Origin of the sequence: Leifsonia sp. (genome assembly GCF_051955155.1) — a bacterium.
Lineage (GTDB): Bacteria > Actinomycetota > Actinomycetes > Actinomycetales > Microbacteriaceae > Leifsonia.
In genome coordinates this window covers 1-14,512 of record NZ_JBQCGZ010000005.1, presented here as the reverse complement: position 1 = coordinate 14,512, position 14,512 = coordinate 1, and the positions used below count along the sequence as shown (strand labels likewise).

Here is a 14,512-nt window from a genome sequence, read left to right as displayed (position 1 = left end):
TGCACCTGCTGCCGTCCGGCATCCTCACCGAGGGCGTCACGCCCGTGATCGGCAACGGCGTGGTCGTCGACCTCGAGGTCCTGTTCCAGGAACTCGACGCGCTCAAGGCCCGCGGCGTCGACGTGTCGCGGCTGCTCGTGTCGGCGAACGCCCACGTCATCACCCACTACCACCGCACCATCGACAAGGTGACGGAGCGCTTCCTCGGCAAGCGCCAGATCGGCACGACCGGTCGCGGCATCGGCCCGACCTACGCCGACAAGATCAACCGCGTCGGCATCCGCATCCAGGACCTGTTCGACGAGAACATCCTGCGCCAGAAGGTCGAGGGAGCGCTCGACCAGAAGAACCACCTGCTGGTGAAGGTCTACAACCGCCGCGCGATCGGCGTCGACGAGATCGTCGACGACCTGCTGAGCTACGCCGAGCGGCTGCGCCCGATGGTCGTCGACTCCTCCCTGCTGCTGCACCAGGCGCTGCAGGACGGCAAGTACGTGCTGTTCGAGGGCGGCCAGGCGACCATGCTGGACGTCGACCACGGCACCTACCCGTTCGTGACGTCCTCCAGCTCCACCGCGGGCGGCGCTGCGACCGGTTCCGGCATCGGCCCGAACCGCATCGACCGGGTGATCGGCATCGTCAAGGCGTACACGACCCGCGTCGGCGCCGGCCCGTTCCCGACCGAGCTGTTCGACGAGTGGGGCGACTTCCTGCGCGAGCGCGGCTTCGAGTTCGGCACGACGACCGGCCGCCCGCGCCGCACCGGCTGGTACGACGCCCCGGTCGCGCGCTACACCGCGCGCATCAACGGCGTCACCGACTTCGTGCTCACCAAGCTGGACACGCTGACCGGCATCGAGCGCATCCCGGTCTGCGTCGCCTACGACGTCGACGGCGTGCGCCACGACGAGGTGCCGGCCTCGCAGAGCGACTTCCACCACGCGACGCCGATCTACGAGGAGTTCCCCGGCTGGACCGAGGACATCAGCGGTGCGCGCACGTTCGAGGACCTGCCGAAGAACGCCCAGGACTACGTCCTCGTGCTCGAGCGGATGTCCGGCGCCCGCATCTCGGCGATCGGCGTCGGCCCCGCCCGCGACGAGATCGTGGTGCGCCACGACCTGATCGACTGAGCCGTCAGGGGGCGGGGGTCCAGGGGACGGCGATCACCTGGACCGCGTCCTCGAAGACCACCCGGCCGGGGTCGTCGGTCTCCACGCGCTCCCACGGCACGCCGTGCGCGTCGAGCAGCTCCGTGTAGAGCGCGGTCCGGGCGATCAGCCCGGACGCGCCCGCCCGGAACCACGCGACGGCGCCCGGATTCGCCGCGCGGTCGTATGCCGCGGGGTCGGTGAGGGTGGGATCCGCGTACGCCGCCTCGAACCACGCGTTGCCGCGCCGCCAGCGCTCATGCTCCGCCGCGCTGAGCGCGCCGGAGCGCGCGAGACCGTTCGTCAGGGCGAACACGCCGACGCGGACGCCGTGCGAGTTCGGGCGCGGCGACCGGAACCGGACGAAGCGCTCGGCGGCGGGCACCCTCCCCGACCTCAGAACCAGGTGCTCAGCCGCGGCGGCGTCGCCGTGCGGAAGAGGCGGTCGAGCGCGTCGGCGTCGCCCGCGATCCGCCCGGCCAGGGCCAGGCCCGGTGCCGTCGCGTGGCCGAGGTACACGCTGCCGAGGGATGCCACGGGCAGGGTGACGTCGGCGGCCCTGTCGGTCCGCTCGACCGTCCCGACGCCGTCCACGACGCGCAGCAGGTAGCGGCCGGCGGCGAAGCCGAGGTCGTCGGTCACGTCGAGCACCAGCTCGCCGTCCCGCTCGTAGCGGCGCGCGGCGAGGGCCGCCGGCACGTCCAGGATGCGCACCCAGAGGTGGTCCTCGACGCTCGCGACCTTCGCGCCGCGCACGTCGGAGACGAGTGCTGGCAGCGGCTCGTCCACGCCGCGCGTGAAGGCGCGCACCTCGGCGACCAGGTCCAGTTCCAGCAGGAAGCGCCAGAGCGCGGTCAGCGCGGCGTCGGTGGCGGCGGCGAGGTACACCACCTCCACCGAGTGCCGCGTGAAGTCGTCCTCGCCCTTGACGGTGTAGCTGACGAAGCCCTCCGGCTCGCCGTCAACGGAGTCGTAGCGGACGAGACGGTAGCGGCCGGCGTCCTCGCTGCCCTTGAGCGGGCCGATCAGCCGCTCGGCGAGGTACGGGCTCAGTGCGATCTCGCCCGGCCGCGATGCCATCACCTTCTCGAGCACCGCCCTCGCGGTCTCGCGGTAGGCGTCGGGCTCGGTGAACGCCAGCCGGCCCGGAGTGTCCGCGCCCGCCCAGCGCACGCGCTTGGTGTCGACGCGCCACTCGGAGACGAAGGTGGCGGGACCGAAGCCCCAGCGGCCGTAGATGACGGACTCGGAGACGGTCAGGATCGCGAGCGGGACGCCGAGGCGGTGCGCGGTCCGGAGCTCGGAGCCCAGCAGGGCCGTCGCGATCCCGCGCCTGCGGTGGGTCGGCGCGACGGTGACGGAGCTGATCGCCCACGCGTCGACGCGCCCGCCGCCCGGCACCGTGAGCGGCGCGACCCAGGAGTTCACGGTGCCCACCGGCGAGGGGACCTGCTCGTCGTAGACGGCGGTGGTCCGGCGGTCGGCGAGGAAGCCGCGGGCCTCCTCCAGCACCTCCGGCGTCGGGCGCTCGGTGTGGAAGCCGCGGAAGTCGGCGCCGATCCACGCGTCGAACGCGGCGCTGTCCGCGGTGTCCACCAGGGCGAGCCGGAGCCCGGCATCGGCCAGGTCGCTGGCGGAACGGTCGTCGACGGGCGCGGTCAGGAAGGTCTCGCTCATGCCCTCCACCGTATCGAGAGCGCGCACGCCCGCACAGGACCGGGCGCGTCCGCGGGGGAGAGAGCGCGCAGGACGGTGGACGGCTACCGGTCGGCGAGCGCGTGCAGCAGCGGCAGCAGCGCGGGACCGGCCGTGTCGGCCGCCGGCCCGAAGAAGGCGCGGTCCGCTTGCTCCACGGCCGCGATCGCCGCGATCGCCGCCGCCTCGCCGCTCGGCGTGACCGCGAGGACCTTGGCCCTGCTGTCCGCCGGGTCCTGCTCGCGCTCGACCAGGCCCTTCGCCACCAGGCGCCTGACCACCTCGGAGGTCATCCGGGGGTCGGACCCGGTCAGCTCCGACAGCCGGGCCTGGCTCGGGCGGTCGCCCTGGCCGCCGAACCACCACATCGTCGCCAGGAGCACGAACTGCGCGTGCGTCAGCTCGTGCGGCGCGAGTGCGGCCGCCATCGCCCGCTGCCAGCGCAGCGTCGCGTGCCAGAGCAGGAAGCCCGGGCTCGTGGCCGGGCCCTCGGGGAAGTCGGTCATGTCTCGAGTCTGGCGCATCCCTGGCCGGTCACGCCCGTTCCAGCAGCGCGGCAAGCGACGCGGGGAAGTCGGCGCTGATCTGCGGGCCGAGCTCGCCTCCGACGGTGTCGGCCGCCGGGCCGTCGATGACGAGCGAGTAGCGGACGCGCGTGCCGCCGTCCACGTCGTCGAGCCGGTACCGGAAGACCAGCGTGACGTCGCCGAGGTCGGTGATGTCGGCGTAGGTCTCGTCCTCCACCAGGTCGCAGATCCGCGACCGGATGGGCTCCTGGCCCTCCGGGGTGACGGTCAGCTCGGTCCCGACCGCGAAGTCGCCGTGCAGCTCGAACGTGTCGGCCCCGGGATAGCGGAGGGCGCCGGTGTGGAGGTCCCGCACCGCGGCCCAGATGCGCGGGCGGGGGAGCGGGCTGGTGGCGGTGTGCTCGGTGGTCCACATGAGGAGGTCTCCTTTATGTCTATGGGTAGATCATCTATGCATAGAGTAAATGGACGGGACCGACAGCGCAACTCCCGCGTCGTACCTCGGCACGACACCGCGCGGATGACGGCGCGGCGGCAGGATGACGCTTCCGGCGGATGTGCGCGCGGGGCCCTGCCCGGGAGGCTGGGGGCATGACCACACCTCCTCCCGCGCCGCCCGCCCTGTGGGCCTCTGCGCTGCACAAGACCTACGGCTCGGCGATCGCTCTCGCCGGCGTCGACTTCCGCGTCGCCCCCGCGGAGTCGGTCGCGATCATGGGCGCGTCGGGCTCCGGCAAGACGACCCTGCTGCACTGCCTGGCCGGCATCGTCCGCCCGGACGCCGGCACCGTCGGCCTGGCCTCGGCGGCCGGCCCGATCGAGGTCACCGCGCTGGGCGAGTCCGAGCGGTCGCGGCTGCGCAGGGAGGCGTTCGGCTTCGTGTTCCAGCAGGGCCTGCTGCTCCCGGAGCTGACCGCCATCGAGAACGTTGCCCTGCCGCTGATGCTCTCCGGCATCCCGCGCCAGGCGGCGGAGCAGAACGCGGCCGCCTGGCTCGCCGCGCTCGGCCTGGCCGGCTTCGAGCAGCGCCGCATCGGCCAGCTCTCCGGCGGTCAGGCGCAGCGGGTCGCGATCGCCAGGGCGCAGGTGACGGGCGCCGCCGTCGTCTTCGCGGACGAGCCGACCGGGGCCCTCGACTCGCACACCTCGACGGAGGTGATGGATGCGCTGATCGCGTCCACCACCGGCCGCGGTCGCTCGCTGGTGGTCGTCACCCACGACGAGGATGTCGCCGCGCGCTGCTCGCGCGTCGTGCGGCTGGCCGACGGCCGCATCGTCGACGAGGCGGTGACCCGATGACCGCGATGGAGGCTCCCGTGCTGAGCGTCGCGCCCCGCGGGGCCGCGGCTCCCGTCGTCGTGCTGCGGCTCGCCTGGCTGTTCGCCCGTCGCGGCGCCGCGGACCGGTCGACCGTGGTGCTGCCCGTCGTCGCCTTCGCGGTCGCGACGGCCCTGCTGCTGATCGTCGCCGGCGGTGCCCAGGCGTTCTTCTCGTGGACCGGCGATACCGCGTTCCTGTACCAGGTGCTCGCCGTCATCGCCCTGGCGCTCCTGGTCGTACCGCTGGCCGCGCTCGGCGGTTCGGCCGCCCGGCTCTCCGCGCGGCGCAGGGACGACCGGCTCGCCGGACTGCGGCTGCTCGGCGCCGGGGGCGGCACCGTCGCCGCGCTGACCGTGATCGAGTCCACGGCGCTCGCCGTGCTCGGCGCGGCCGCCGGTGTGGTCGTCTACCTGCTCGCCGTGCCGCTGGTCGGCCTCATCCCGTTCCGGGGTGAGGCGCTCGGCGGGTCCGTGCTGCTCGGGGCGGGCTGGATCGCGCTGGCCGTGCTCGGCGTCGCGCTGCTGGCCGCCGCGAGCGCTTCCCTCGGCCTGCGCCGCGTCGTGCTGTCCCCGCTCGGCGTCCGCACCAGGGACCAGGCACCGCGGATGCACTGGCTGCGCGTCCTGATCGGGGTCGCTGTCGTCGGCGTCGTCTTCGTCGCGATGAACCTGGTGCAGGCGGCGGGCAGCTCGATCGCCGTCATCCTCATCCTCGGCATCGGATTCGGGCTCGCGGTGGGCGTGCTGAACCTCGTGGGACCGTGGGCGATCCGGCTGTTCGCGACCGGCCAGGCCAAGCGTGCCAAGACGGTCAGGAAGCTGCTGGCCGCCCGGAGCATCCTGGAGTCGCCGAAGGCCGCGTGGCGGCAGGTGTCCGGCGTCGCGATGACCAGCTTCATGGCCGTCTTCGCCGGCGTCGGCGTTGCCCTGCTCGGCCTCGCGGCGGACGAGTCCGCCGACCGCGACACCGTGCTGCTGCTCGCCGACATCCGAACGGGCGTCATCATCACGGTGGTCGCCTCGTTCCTCATGGTCGCCTGCTCGGCCGGGGTCAACCAGGCGGCGGCCGTGCTCGACCGCAGGGACCTCTACATCAGCCTCGACCGGCTCGGGATGCCGCCGGCGGAGATGGATGCGGCCCGCCGCCGCGCGGTGCTCGCGCCGCTGACCTTCACCACGGTGGTGTCCGCCCTCACCGCGGCCGTCGTCGTGTTCCCGCTGGCCGGCCTGAGCGTGCTGCTCTCGCCGCTGACGATGCTCGTGGTGGCCGGCTGCCTCGCGGGCGGGATCGGCCTGGTGGCGCTGGCGCTGCGGACGACGCGGCCGGTGCTGCGTCGTGTGCTCGCGGAGACGGCCCCGACACTCTGACGCACTAGGGTCGAAGCATGGCTGAGAACGAGGAGACGGCGGACGCGATCGCCCGGCTGACGAGCATCCGGCAGAGCATCGACAACATCGATGCCGCCGTCATCCACATGCTCGCCGAGCGCTTCAAGTTCACCCAGCAGGTCGGCGCGCTGAAGGCCGAGCACGGGCTCCCGCCCGCAGACCCTGCCCGCGAGCAGGAGCAGATCCAGCGGTTGCGCGCGCTCGCGGAGGAGAGCCACCTCGACCCGGCGTTCGCGGAGAAGTTCCTGAACTTCATCATCGCCGAGGTCATCCATCACCACGAGCGCATCGCCACCGAGAACGGCCGCTAGCGGTGGTGTGGGACCCGGTGGACCTGCCGGACGCGCACGGCAGGACGGTCGTCATCACGGGCGCGAACGCCGGCGTCGGCTACTTCACCGCCGAGCAGCTCGCGCGGGCGGGTGCGCACGTCGTGCTGGCCTGCCGCGACCCGGAGCGCGCGGAGGCGGCCGTGGCGGCCGTCCGTAGGCGGGTGCGCGGCGCGAGCGTCGAGGCGACGCCGCTGGACGTGACCGACCGCGATTCGGTGGACGCGCTCGCCGAGGCGCTGTTGGAGCGGGACCGGGTGGATGCGCTGGTGCTGAACGCGGGAATGGTGCATCCTCCGCGCGAACGGGCCGTCGACCGCTACGGCAACGAGCTCGTGCTGGCGACGAACGTGCTCGGCCACTTCCGGCTCGTCGCCCGCGCCCTGCCGGCCCTGGAGCGGACGGGTTCGGCCCGGATCGTCACGCTCGGCTCGCTGGCGACGCGGCTCGGCCGGCTCCATCTCGACGACCTCCAGCTGGAGCGCTCGTACACCTCCTGGCGCGCGTACGCGGGGTCGAAGATCGCCGCGCAGGCGTTCGGCTTCGAGCTGGAGCGGAGACTGCGCGCCGCCGGGAGCAGCGTCACGAGCCTGGTCGTGCATCCCGGCTACTCGATCTCGGGACGCAGCCCGGGCATCCGCGGGGTCAACCAGCCGAGCCGCGCCAAGCGCTTCGCGGACAACCTGCAGGGCGCGTGGGCGCAGGGCAAGGACCGCGGCGCGTGGGCGCCCGTCCGCGCGGTGCTCGATCCGAGCCTGACCGGCGAGGACTACCTCGGCCCGGTCGGCCGTACCAAGGGCATCCCGACGCACGCGCACCCGACCCGCTTCTCGCGGTCGCCGCGCACCGGGGCCCGCCTCTGGCCGCTCCTCGAGGCCGCCACCGCCCAGCCCTTCCCCCTGCCGTAACCGCGAGCCGGCCTGCGGTCGGCTTTCGGGGGATCGGTGGGGTCAGTCGAGGACGACGATCGAGAGGAGGCGGTGGGCCTCGGGGACGGCGGCGCGCAGCGCGTCGCGGGCGGCCGCGTAGTCGGCGCCCTCCGCCTCCACCTCGGTCACCGCCGCCGGCCGGATGACGCCGGTCGCGATCACGCGGCCGCCGCGCGGCATCACGTTGTGCACCTGGAGCAGCTCGTACCCCTCCGGCACCTGCTCCTCGACGAGGGACCGGGCGGTCTCGGCGTCGTCGGCCTCCGCCGTGACCTCGCTGGTCTCGCTGGCCTGGACGAATCCGCGCACCTTCATCCCTCAAAACTATCGCGTTATACACCCAGGCCCCGCCGCGACCTCCCAGCGCGCGTTCAGACCGCTGGGATGGGCTGAACGCATGGAAATCGCCTACACCGCCATCGCGCACGCCACCGGAGGTGGCCGCGACGGTCACGTCCGCAGCGAGGACGACCTCATCGACATGGACACCCGCCCGCCCCGGGAGCTGGGCGGCTCCGGCGAGGGCACCAACCCGGAGCAGCTCTTCGCGGCCGGGTTCGCGGCCTGCTTCCTCAGCGCGCTGCACGCGGTCGGACGGGCGGACAAGCTGGACACCTCGGACGCCGCGGTGTCGGCGAGCGTCGGCATCGGCGGCAACGGCCAGGGCGGCTTCGGCCTGGAGGTCGAGCTGGACGTCTACATCCCGCGCCTCGGCCGCGAGCAGGCCGAGCAGGCGGTCGAGAAGGCCCACCACGTGTGCCCGTACTCGAACGCGACCCGCGGCAACGTCCCGGTGAAGCTGACGATCGTCGACTGAGCTCCCTGCTCAGGACTCCCAGGCGACGGGCGTCGTCGTCCCCGTGCGCCAGTCGCTCCGGAGGATGGCGTACGCGACCGTGTCGAGCGGCTCGGCGCCGGCGACGGGCCACGCCCGGCGGTAGTGCGCCTCCTTGACGTAGCCGCAGCGCTCGAACACCGCGCGCATGGCCGCGTTGTCGACCCGGGTGTTGCCCTCGATGCGGGTGACCTCCGGGAGCGCGTGGAAGACTGCCGCGGTGCCGAGCCGCAGCGCGGCGGTCCCGATGCCCGCGCCTCGCGCCGACTCGGCGATCCGCAGGTCGAGCAGGGGAGTGCTGTCGGTGGCCTCCTGGACGTGGAGGACCCCGACGCGCTCGCCGCCCGCCTCGATCCAGTAGGCGATGCTGTCCGGGGCGTCGAACGCGCCGCCCTCGACGCGCGTGCGCGCGGCCTCCGCTGTCGGTGCCGGCGTCCCGTGGAAGGGGAAGCGGTTCGTCGACAGGAACCGGATCAGTCCCTCCGCGTCGCGCGCGGGGTCCAGCCGCACCACTCGCACGTCCGTGCGCGCCTCCCCGGTCATGGGCGGCTCAGCTCGCGGCCACGCGGCCGACCTTCTCGGTCTTGTCCCAGCGGGCCTCGGCGCCGGCGAGCTCCTTGAGGTAGGAGTCGAACGTGATCGCGCACAGCAGAGAGCCGTAGCCGGCGATGTAGATGAGCGCGGGCGCGAGCCAGCGCCCGGCACGGGTGCGCTCGGAGACGCGCGCGAGCCAGGCCACGACCATCGAGAACGGGATCCAGATGTAGATGGCGAGGGTGAGCACGAAGAGGGTGGCGTGGCTGAGCGTCACGCCGAACAGTCCGGGCAGCCAGACCAGCATCAGCGGGGGGAACAGTGCCGTGAGCATCACCAGCATGTTGATGATGCCCGGGAAGAGCAGGATGTGCCCGAGCTCCTTCCTGCTGGTCCTCGCGTCAGTGAGCGAGCCGAGGATGAGCACGAACAGGTAGGCGAGCGCGGCGGAGATCCAGAGCACGCGGAACACCGTGGTCGCGAACTCGCTCTGCAGGAACAGCAGGCCGGCGAGCCCGATCGCGGAGAGCACCATGATGAGCGGCAGCAGCCACAGGCTGAACCAGACGATGCCGAACGTCCACGCGCCGAGGTGATGCACCTTCGACGGCCGGAACCAGATCTTCGAGTAGCGCCCGGTGACGGACACGTTGCCGCGTGCCCAGCGCAGCCGCTGCTTCCACAGCGCGTCGACAGCGCGCGGCTCCTCCGCGAGCACGTGCGCGTGCGGCTCGAAGACGACGCGCTTGCCGTGCAGCTGCGTCTCGAAGGTGGTGATGGTGTCCTCGGCGAGCGTGGTCGTGTCCACCCGGCCGCCGATGGCGACGAGGTTCTCGCGCGTGTGCAGCTGCGCCCCGCCGGCGAGGCACGCCTGCGCGCCGAGCACGTTCTGCGCGCGCCGGGCGGCCGGCTGCGAGAGCACGTACTCGACGCTGACGAACTTGGTGAGGTAGTTGCGGTCGCGGCTGCCCTCGCGGATGTAGGCCGAGACGGCGCCGACCTCCGGGTCGGCCAGGTGCCGCGTCATGCGGCGCAGCGAGTCCGGCAGGTAGATGACGTCGGCGTCCATGATGAGCAGCGCCTCCATCCAGTCCTCGGCGAGGATGCGCTCGATGCCGTGGTTGAGCGTGTGCGCCTTGCCCTGGCCGCCCTGCTCGCGCCGGAGCAGGAACACGCTGCCCGGGTACTGCTCGGCGCGAGCGCGCACGACGTCGGGGGTGTCGTCGGTGCTCGCGTCGTCCACCACGTAGACGCGCAGCGCCTCGCGCGGGTAGTCCAGCGCCATCAGCCGGTCGATGGAGGCGCCGATCACCGCGCCCTCGTTCCAGGCCGGAACCACGATCGCCACCCGCGGCAGGTAGGGCGCGGCCTTCTTGTAGTGGTTGATCCAGGCGTGGAACGGGATCACGACGAAGGTCGCCGCCGCCGCGATCACCGGGACGAGTCCCGTCAGCGCGAGGATCAGGCAGACCACGATCCCGATCCACTGCAGCACAGCAACGACGTCCACCCTGGCTCCCCTCGGTTCACCGCCACCCTACCCGGGGCACGGCGCCGGACACACGGAAGCGGGCCCCGTGTGGACGGGGCCCGCTTCTGATCGGGGTGTGGAGGAGACGCCTCAGGCGTGCGACGGCCCGAGCGAGCCGCCGGTCGCCAGCCGCATCAGGTCCGAGCTCAGGTCGATGCCGAGCTCGTTGCCGCCCGCCGAGCCGAACTCGTGCTGGTAGCTGTCCCACGACGAGTCCTTGATCTTGGACTCGACGCCGCTCTCCATCAGCACGACCAGCTCCCTGGCCGCGCGGTCGATCCGCTTGCCGAGGGACTTGTCCTGCCAGTCCTCGGTGGAGGCGAACACGGAGGTCGGGGTGGTCATCGTGCGCAGGAACGCGAACATCGAGCGCATCTGCTCGTCCACCACGAGCGCGTGCCGCGCGGTGCCGGCGGTCGCGCCGAGCACGACGGGCTTCGCGATCAGCAGGTCGTTGTCCAACACCTGGAAGAACGAGCTGAACAGCCCGCTCGGCCCGGCCTTGTAGACCGGAGCGGTCGCGATGACGCCGTCCGCGGAGGCGAGCGCCTCGACCGCCTTCGTGAACTTCGGCCCCAGGTGCCCGGAGGCGAGCGCGCCGGACAGCTCGGGCAGCAGCTCGCGCAGATCCAGGTTCAGCGTCTCGACGGTCCGCCCGTCGCGCTGGGCGTTCGCCTCGACGCGCAGGGCCAGCCGGTCCGCAAGCATCTTGGTGGACGAGGGGTCGCTGACGCCCGCGTTCACCACCACCACGCGGAAGGGCCGCTGCTGGATGTCGCTCATGGTCTCGTCCTCTCTCAGAGCACCGGGTACTCGGCGGCCACGGCGTCGTCCGTGTCCTGGTACGGCGAGCCGCCGGTCACGTTGTCGCCGCGGTTCGCGTTCGGGCGCGGCTGGCGCGGCTCGGCGTCGCCGTACTTCGCCTTCACCAGGGACGCGTGGGTCGGAGCATCGGGCGTCTCCGGGTCCTTCCGCGCCTCGGTCTCCTTGCGCAGCACCGGGATGACCTCCTCGCCGAGCAGGTCGAGCTGCTCGAGCACGGTCTTCAGGGGGAGCCCGGCGTGGTCCATCAGGAACAGCTGGCGCTGGTAGTCGCCCGCCCACTCGCGGAACGTCAGCGTCTTGTCGATGACCTCCTGCGGGCTGCCGACGGTGAGCGGCGTCGCCTCGGTGAACTCCTCCATCGTCGGGCCGTTGCCGTACACCGGGGCCTCGTTGAAGTACGGCCGGAACTGGTCCTTCGCGTCCTGCGAGTTCTTGGCGATGAACGCCTGGCCGCCCAGGCCGACGATCGCCTGCTTGGCGGTGCCGTGGCCGTAGTGCTCGAAGCGCTCGCGGTAGAACGCGATCAGGCGGGCGTAGTGCTCCTTGGGCCAGAAGATGTTGTTCGCGAAGAAGCCGTTGCCGTAGTAGGCGGCCTGCTCGGCGATCTCGGGCGTGCGGATGCTGCCGTGCCAGACGAACGGGGGCACGTCGTCCAGCGGGCGCGGGGTGGAGGTGAAGCCCTGCAGCGGGGTGCGGAAGTGTCCCTCCCAGTCCACGACGTCCTCGTGCCACAGCCGGTGCAGGAGGTTGTAGTTCTCGAGCGCGAGCGGCAGGCTCTGCCGGATGTCCTTGCCGAACCACGGGTACACCGGGCCGGTGTTGCCGCGGCCGAGCATCAGGTCCATGCGGCCCTTGGAGAGGTGCTGCAGCATCGCGTACTCCTCGGCGATGCGCACCGGGTCGTTCGTGGTGATCAGCGTCGTGGAGGTGGTCACGGTCAGCCGCTCGGTGAGCGCGGCGATGTGGGCCAGCAGGGTCGTGGGCGAGGAGGAGAAGAACGGCGGGTTGTGGTGCTCGCCGATCGCGAAGACGTCCAGCCCGACCTCCTCCGCGTGCTTCGCGATCGTCACGATCGCGTCGATGCGCTCCGCCTCGCTGGGCGTGACACCGGACACCGGGTCGCGGGTGATGTCGCTGACGGAGAAGATTCCGTACTGCATGGCTGGCTCCTTACGGGTTTGTTCTCGCCGTTTCTATGCAAACGCATACAACGCGATCCGGGCGCTGGTATTCCCGCCTCCCAGTCTGGCGTCAGGATGCGGATCCGGCCATCCGCGGTAAACGTGCGGACAGATCCGACGCCGTGTCCGATTTCCGCTCGTGAGCGTCGGCGGCCGCCGCTAGCGTGTCCGGAGTGAAGGTCGCGCTGCAGTTCGTCGCCATGGGGCTCATCTGGGGAGCCAGCTTCCTGTTCATGAAGGTGGCCCTTCTCGGGGTCTCGTTCGGTCAAGTGGCCTGGGCGCGCCTCGTCTTCGGCGCGCTCACGCTCGGCGTCATCATGCTGCTGACCCGCAGCCGGCTGCCGCGCGAGCCGATCGTGTGGCTGCACTTCCTGGTGGTCGCCGTGACCTACTGCGTGATCCCGTTCCTGCTCTTCGCGTGGGCGGAGCAGTACGTCTCGTCCAGCCTGGCCAGCATCTACAACGCGGTGACGCCGATCACGACGGCGATCCTCGCGACGGCGGCGTTCCGTGTGGAGCGGCTGAACCGCGACCAGGTGCTCGGCGTCCTGGTCGGCGTGATCGGGGTCGTGGTCGTGGTCGGCCCGTGGAGCATCGCCGCGCTCTCCGGCAGCCTGTGGGGTCAGCTCGCGTGCCTCGGCGCGGTGACTTGCTACGGCTTCAGCTTCGGCTACATCCGCCGGTTCATCAGCCAGCGCGACATCCCGGCGACGACGACGGCGTTCCTCAACATCGGGCTCGCTGCGGTGGTCATGCTGCTGCTGACCCCCGTTGTCGCGTGGCACCCGATCGAGTTCAGCTGGCCGGTGCTGCTCAGCCTGCTCGCGCTCGGCGCGCTCGGGACGGGCGTCGTCTACATCTGGAACATGAACGTGCTGCGCGCGTGGGGGCCGACGGCCACCTCTGGCGTGACCTACGTGACGCCGGTCGTCGGCGTCGCCCTCGGCATCCTCGTGCTCGGCGAGCACCTCACCTGGAACGAGCCGGTGGGCGCCCTCGTCGTGCTCGCGGGCATCCTGCTGACCCAGCAGCGCGTCCGCCTGTTCACCCGCCGCCAGGCCGAGCTCGTCCCCACCCGCTGACGCGCCGCGGCAACAACCGAGTACGAAGAATCTCCGCGTACTCGACGGTTTTCGGGCGATTATCTGCGCACTCGACGAATGGGGGGAGAGGGGGTCAGGCTGGTCTGTGATCGCGGGCGGCGCTGGCGAGTCGGATGCTCCGCACGGTCCACGGTGGGCAATCGGGGTCCGCTTCGAGTTCGGGGAGCGTGCGCGTCACCACGGCCGAGACCTCGTCCGGCGCAGCCCGCCGTGGCGTCTGCCCGTCATCGAGCTCCCCCAGGAACACGACGTTGAGCACGGGGGAGCCGTCGGCGAGGTGGAAGACCGCGCTCTCGACATAGTGCAGCGGAGAGCCCAGCTCGACACCGACCTCTTCGAGGACTTCGCGTCGTGCCGTCGCCTCCAGCGCCTCATCGAGCGGGGATGCGGTCTCGAGTGTTCCGCCGACCAGCGAGAGCATGCCGGCGGCATGGTCCTCGGCATCCCCACGCACGATCAGATGCCATTCGCCCGCCCGGTGCAGCGCGACGTCGACGTTGACCGCGAGACCCATCAGGCGACGGTGGGACCGAAGTGCTCGGGGAGGGTCGAGCGGTGCACGCCGCGGAGCTCCTCGACGCCGATCGTGAAGAGGTCCTGGACCTCGAGCACCGGCTGCGCGCCGACCTCGGCGTCGGTGACGCCGATGCGGAGCAGCGGGACGCCGCGGCCCTCGCACAGGCCGCGGAACTTCACGTCGTCCTCGCGCGGGACCGAGACGATCACGCGGGCGGTCGACTCCGAGAACAGGGCGGTCGCCGCGTCCACGCCGTCGCGCTCCTGCAGCTCGCCCAGCCAGACCCGGGCGCCGACGCCGAAGCGCATCACGCTCTCGGCGAGGGTCTGCGCGAGGCCGCCGTCCGCGAGGTCATGGGCGGAGGAGATCAGGCCCTGCTGGGAGGCCGCGTGCAGCGTCTCGGCGAGCGTGCGCTCGGCGGCGAGGTCGACCGCGGGCGGGCGGCCGCCGAGGTGGCCGTGCACCGTGCCTGCCCACGCGGAGCCGTCCAGCTCCTCGCGGGTCACGCCGAGCAGGTAGATGTTCTCGCCCTCGTCCTGCCAGCCGGCCGGGATGCGGCGGGCGACGTCGTCGATCACGCCGAGCACGCCGACGACCGGGGTCGGGAAGATCGGGGTGTCCCCGGTCTGGTTGTAGAACGAGACGTT

18 protein-coding genes are annotated in these 14,512 nt (G+C 72.0%); 7 read left to right on the top strand and 11 right to left on the bottom strand.

Annotated elements, in window-relative coordinates; genetic code table 11:
* Window positions 1-1,133 (top strand): adenylosuccinate synthase (locus ACTHMF_RS00425; RefSeq protein ID WP_440315843.1); only part of this gene is annotated, 1,133 nt, incomplete at its 5' end.
* A 4-nt stretch (window positions 1,134-1,137) separates the two neighbouring features.
* On the opposite strand, the gene ACTHMF_RS00420 is transcribed toward ACTHMF_RS00425, so the two are convergent.
* From ACTHMF_RS00420 to ACTHMF_RS00405, 4 genes are all read right to left on the bottom strand, one after another.
* The gene (locus ACTHMF_RS00420; protein ID WP_440315842.1) at window positions 1,138-1,536 is read right to left on the bottom strand and encodes a hypothetical protein; all 399 of its coding nucleotides are present in this window, start codon (window positions 1,534-1,536) and stop codon (window positions 1,138-1,140) included.
* 11 nt (window positions 1,537-1,547) lie between these two features.
* Window positions 1,548-2,828, bottom strand: a complete 1,281-nt coding sequence (locus tag ACTHMF_RS00415; RefSeq protein ID WP_440315841.1) for a GNAT family N-acetyltransferase — start codon at window positions 2,826-2,828, stop codon at window positions 1,548-1,550.
* Window positions 2,829-2,911: 83 nt separating this feature from the next.
* Window positions 2,912-3,352 carry a MarR family winged helix-turn-helix transcriptional regulator gene (locus ACTHMF_RS00410; protein ID WP_440315840.1) on the bottom strand — a complete coding sequence of 147 codons (441 nt, stop codon included), beginning with the start codon at window positions 3,350-3,352 and terminating at the stop codon, window positions 2,912-2,914.
* A 28-nt stretch (window positions 3,353-3,380) separates the two neighbouring features.
* Window positions 3,381-3,788, bottom strand: a complete 408-nt coding sequence (locus tag ACTHMF_RS00405) for a polyketide cyclase (RefSeq protein ID WP_314148046.1) — start codon at window positions 3,786-3,788, stop codon at window positions 3,381-3,383.
* Window positions 3,789-3,964: 176 nt separating this feature from the next.
* Between ACTHMF_RS00405 and ACTHMF_RS00400 the strand changes: the two genes are divergently transcribed.
* Genes ACTHMF_RS00400 through ACTHMF_RS00385 form a run of 4 tightly spaced genes read left to right on the top strand, consistent with a single transcriptional unit; the run spans window position 3,965 to window position 7,318 of the window.
* Window positions 3,965-4,672 carry an ABC transporter ATP-binding protein gene (locus ACTHMF_RS00400; RefSeq protein WP_440315839.1) on the top strand — a complete coding sequence of 236 codons (708 nt, stop codon included), beginning with the start codon at window positions 3,965-3,967 and terminating at the stop codon, window positions 4,670-4,672.
* The gene (locus ACTHMF_RS00395; protein ID WP_440315838.1) at window positions 4,669-6,060 is read left to right on the top strand and encodes a permease; all 1,392 of its coding nucleotides are present in this window, start codon (window positions 4,669-4,671) and stop codon (window positions 6,058-6,060) included. The genes ACTHMF_RS00400 and ACTHMF_RS00395 overlap by 4 nt, the downstream gene beginning before the upstream one ends.
* Before the next feature lie 17 nt (window positions 6,061-6,077).
* The gene (locus tag ACTHMF_RS00390) at window positions 6,078-6,392 is read left to right on the top strand and encodes a chorismate mutase (RefSeq protein ID WP_314148043.1); all 315 of its coding nucleotides are present in this window, start codon (window positions 6,078-6,080) and stop codon (window positions 6,390-6,392) included.
* A gap of 2 nt (window positions 6,393-6,394) precedes the next feature.
* Window positions 6,395-7,318, top strand: coding sequence for an SDR family NAD(P)-dependent oxidoreductase (locus tag ACTHMF_RS00385; RefSeq protein WP_440315837.1), 924 nt, complete (start codon window positions 6,395-6,397; stop codon window positions 7,316-7,318).
* Between the two features lie 42 nt (window positions 7,319-7,360).
* Here ACTHMF_RS00385 and ACTHMF_RS00380 read toward each other — a convergent pair whose 3' ends face one another.
* A complete protein-coding gene (locus tag ACTHMF_RS00380; protein ID WP_440315836.1) occupies window positions 7,361-7,654 on the bottom strand; it encodes a hypothetical protein in 294 nt (97 codons plus the stop codon).
* A gap of 82 nt (window positions 7,655-7,736) precedes the next feature.
* On the opposite strand from ACTHMF_RS00380, the gene ACTHMF_RS00375 reads away from it, so the two are divergent.
* On the top strand, window positions 7,737-8,156 hold the full coding sequence (locus ACTHMF_RS00375) for an organic hydroperoxide resistance protein (RefSeq protein WP_314148040.1): 420 nt from the start codon (window positions 7,737-7,739) through the stop codon (window positions 8,154-8,156).
* Window positions 8,157-8,165: 9 nt separating this feature from the next.
* On the opposite strand, the gene ACTHMF_RS00370 is transcribed toward ACTHMF_RS00375, so the two are convergent.
* From ACTHMF_RS00370 to ACTHMF_RS00355, 4 genes are all read right to left on the bottom strand, one after another.
* The gene (locus ACTHMF_RS00370) at window positions 8,166-8,717 is read right to left on the bottom strand and encodes a GNAT family N-acetyltransferase (RefSeq protein WP_440315835.1); all 552 of its coding nucleotides are present in this window, start codon (window positions 8,715-8,717) and stop codon (window positions 8,166-8,168) included.
* Between the two features lie 7 nt (window positions 8,718-8,724).
* Complete coding sequence (locus ACTHMF_RS00365; protein WP_314148057.1) at window positions 8,725-10,203, bottom strand: glycosyltransferase; 1,479 nt, start codon at window positions 10,201-10,203, stop codon at window positions 8,725-8,727.
* A gap of 126 nt (window positions 10,204-10,329) precedes the next feature.
* On the bottom strand, window positions 10,330-11,022 hold the full coding sequence (locus ACTHMF_RS00360; RefSeq protein WP_440315834.1) for a CE1759 family FMN reductase: 693 nt from the start codon (window positions 11,020-11,022) through the stop codon (window positions 10,330-10,332).
* 14 nt (window positions 11,023-11,036) lie between these two features.
* Window positions 11,037-12,224: an LLM class flavin-dependent oxidoreductase gene (locus ACTHMF_RS00355; protein ID WP_314148036.1), complete on the bottom strand. Its 1,188-nt coding sequence runs from the start codon at window positions 12,222-12,224 to the stop codon at window positions 11,037-11,039.
* Between the two features lie 194 nt (window positions 12,225-12,418).
* Here ACTHMF_RS00355 and ACTHMF_RS00350 point away from each other — a divergent pair, with 194 nt between their 5' ends.
* Window positions 12,419-13,327 (top strand): DMT family transporter, encoded by a 909-nt coding sequence (locus ACTHMF_RS00350; RefSeq protein WP_314148035.1) that lies wholly within the window; start codon window positions 12,419-12,421, stop codon window positions 13,325-13,327.
* A gap of 94 nt (window positions 13,328-13,421) precedes the next feature.
* Here the strand turns inward: ACTHMF_RS00350 and ACTHMF_RS00345 are convergent, their stop codons facing one another.
* Window positions 13,422-13,862: an NUDIX hydrolase gene (locus ACTHMF_RS00345; RefSeq protein ID WP_440315833.1), complete on the bottom strand. Its 441-nt coding sequence runs from the start codon at window positions 13,860-13,862 to the stop codon at window positions 13,422-13,424.
* The coding region (locus ACTHMF_RS00340; RefSeq protein ID WP_440315832.1) for an AIR synthase-related protein at window positions 13,862-14,512 on the bottom strand (651 nt) is incomplete at its 5' end. The genes ACTHMF_RS00340 and ACTHMF_RS00345, both read right to left, overlap by 1 nt.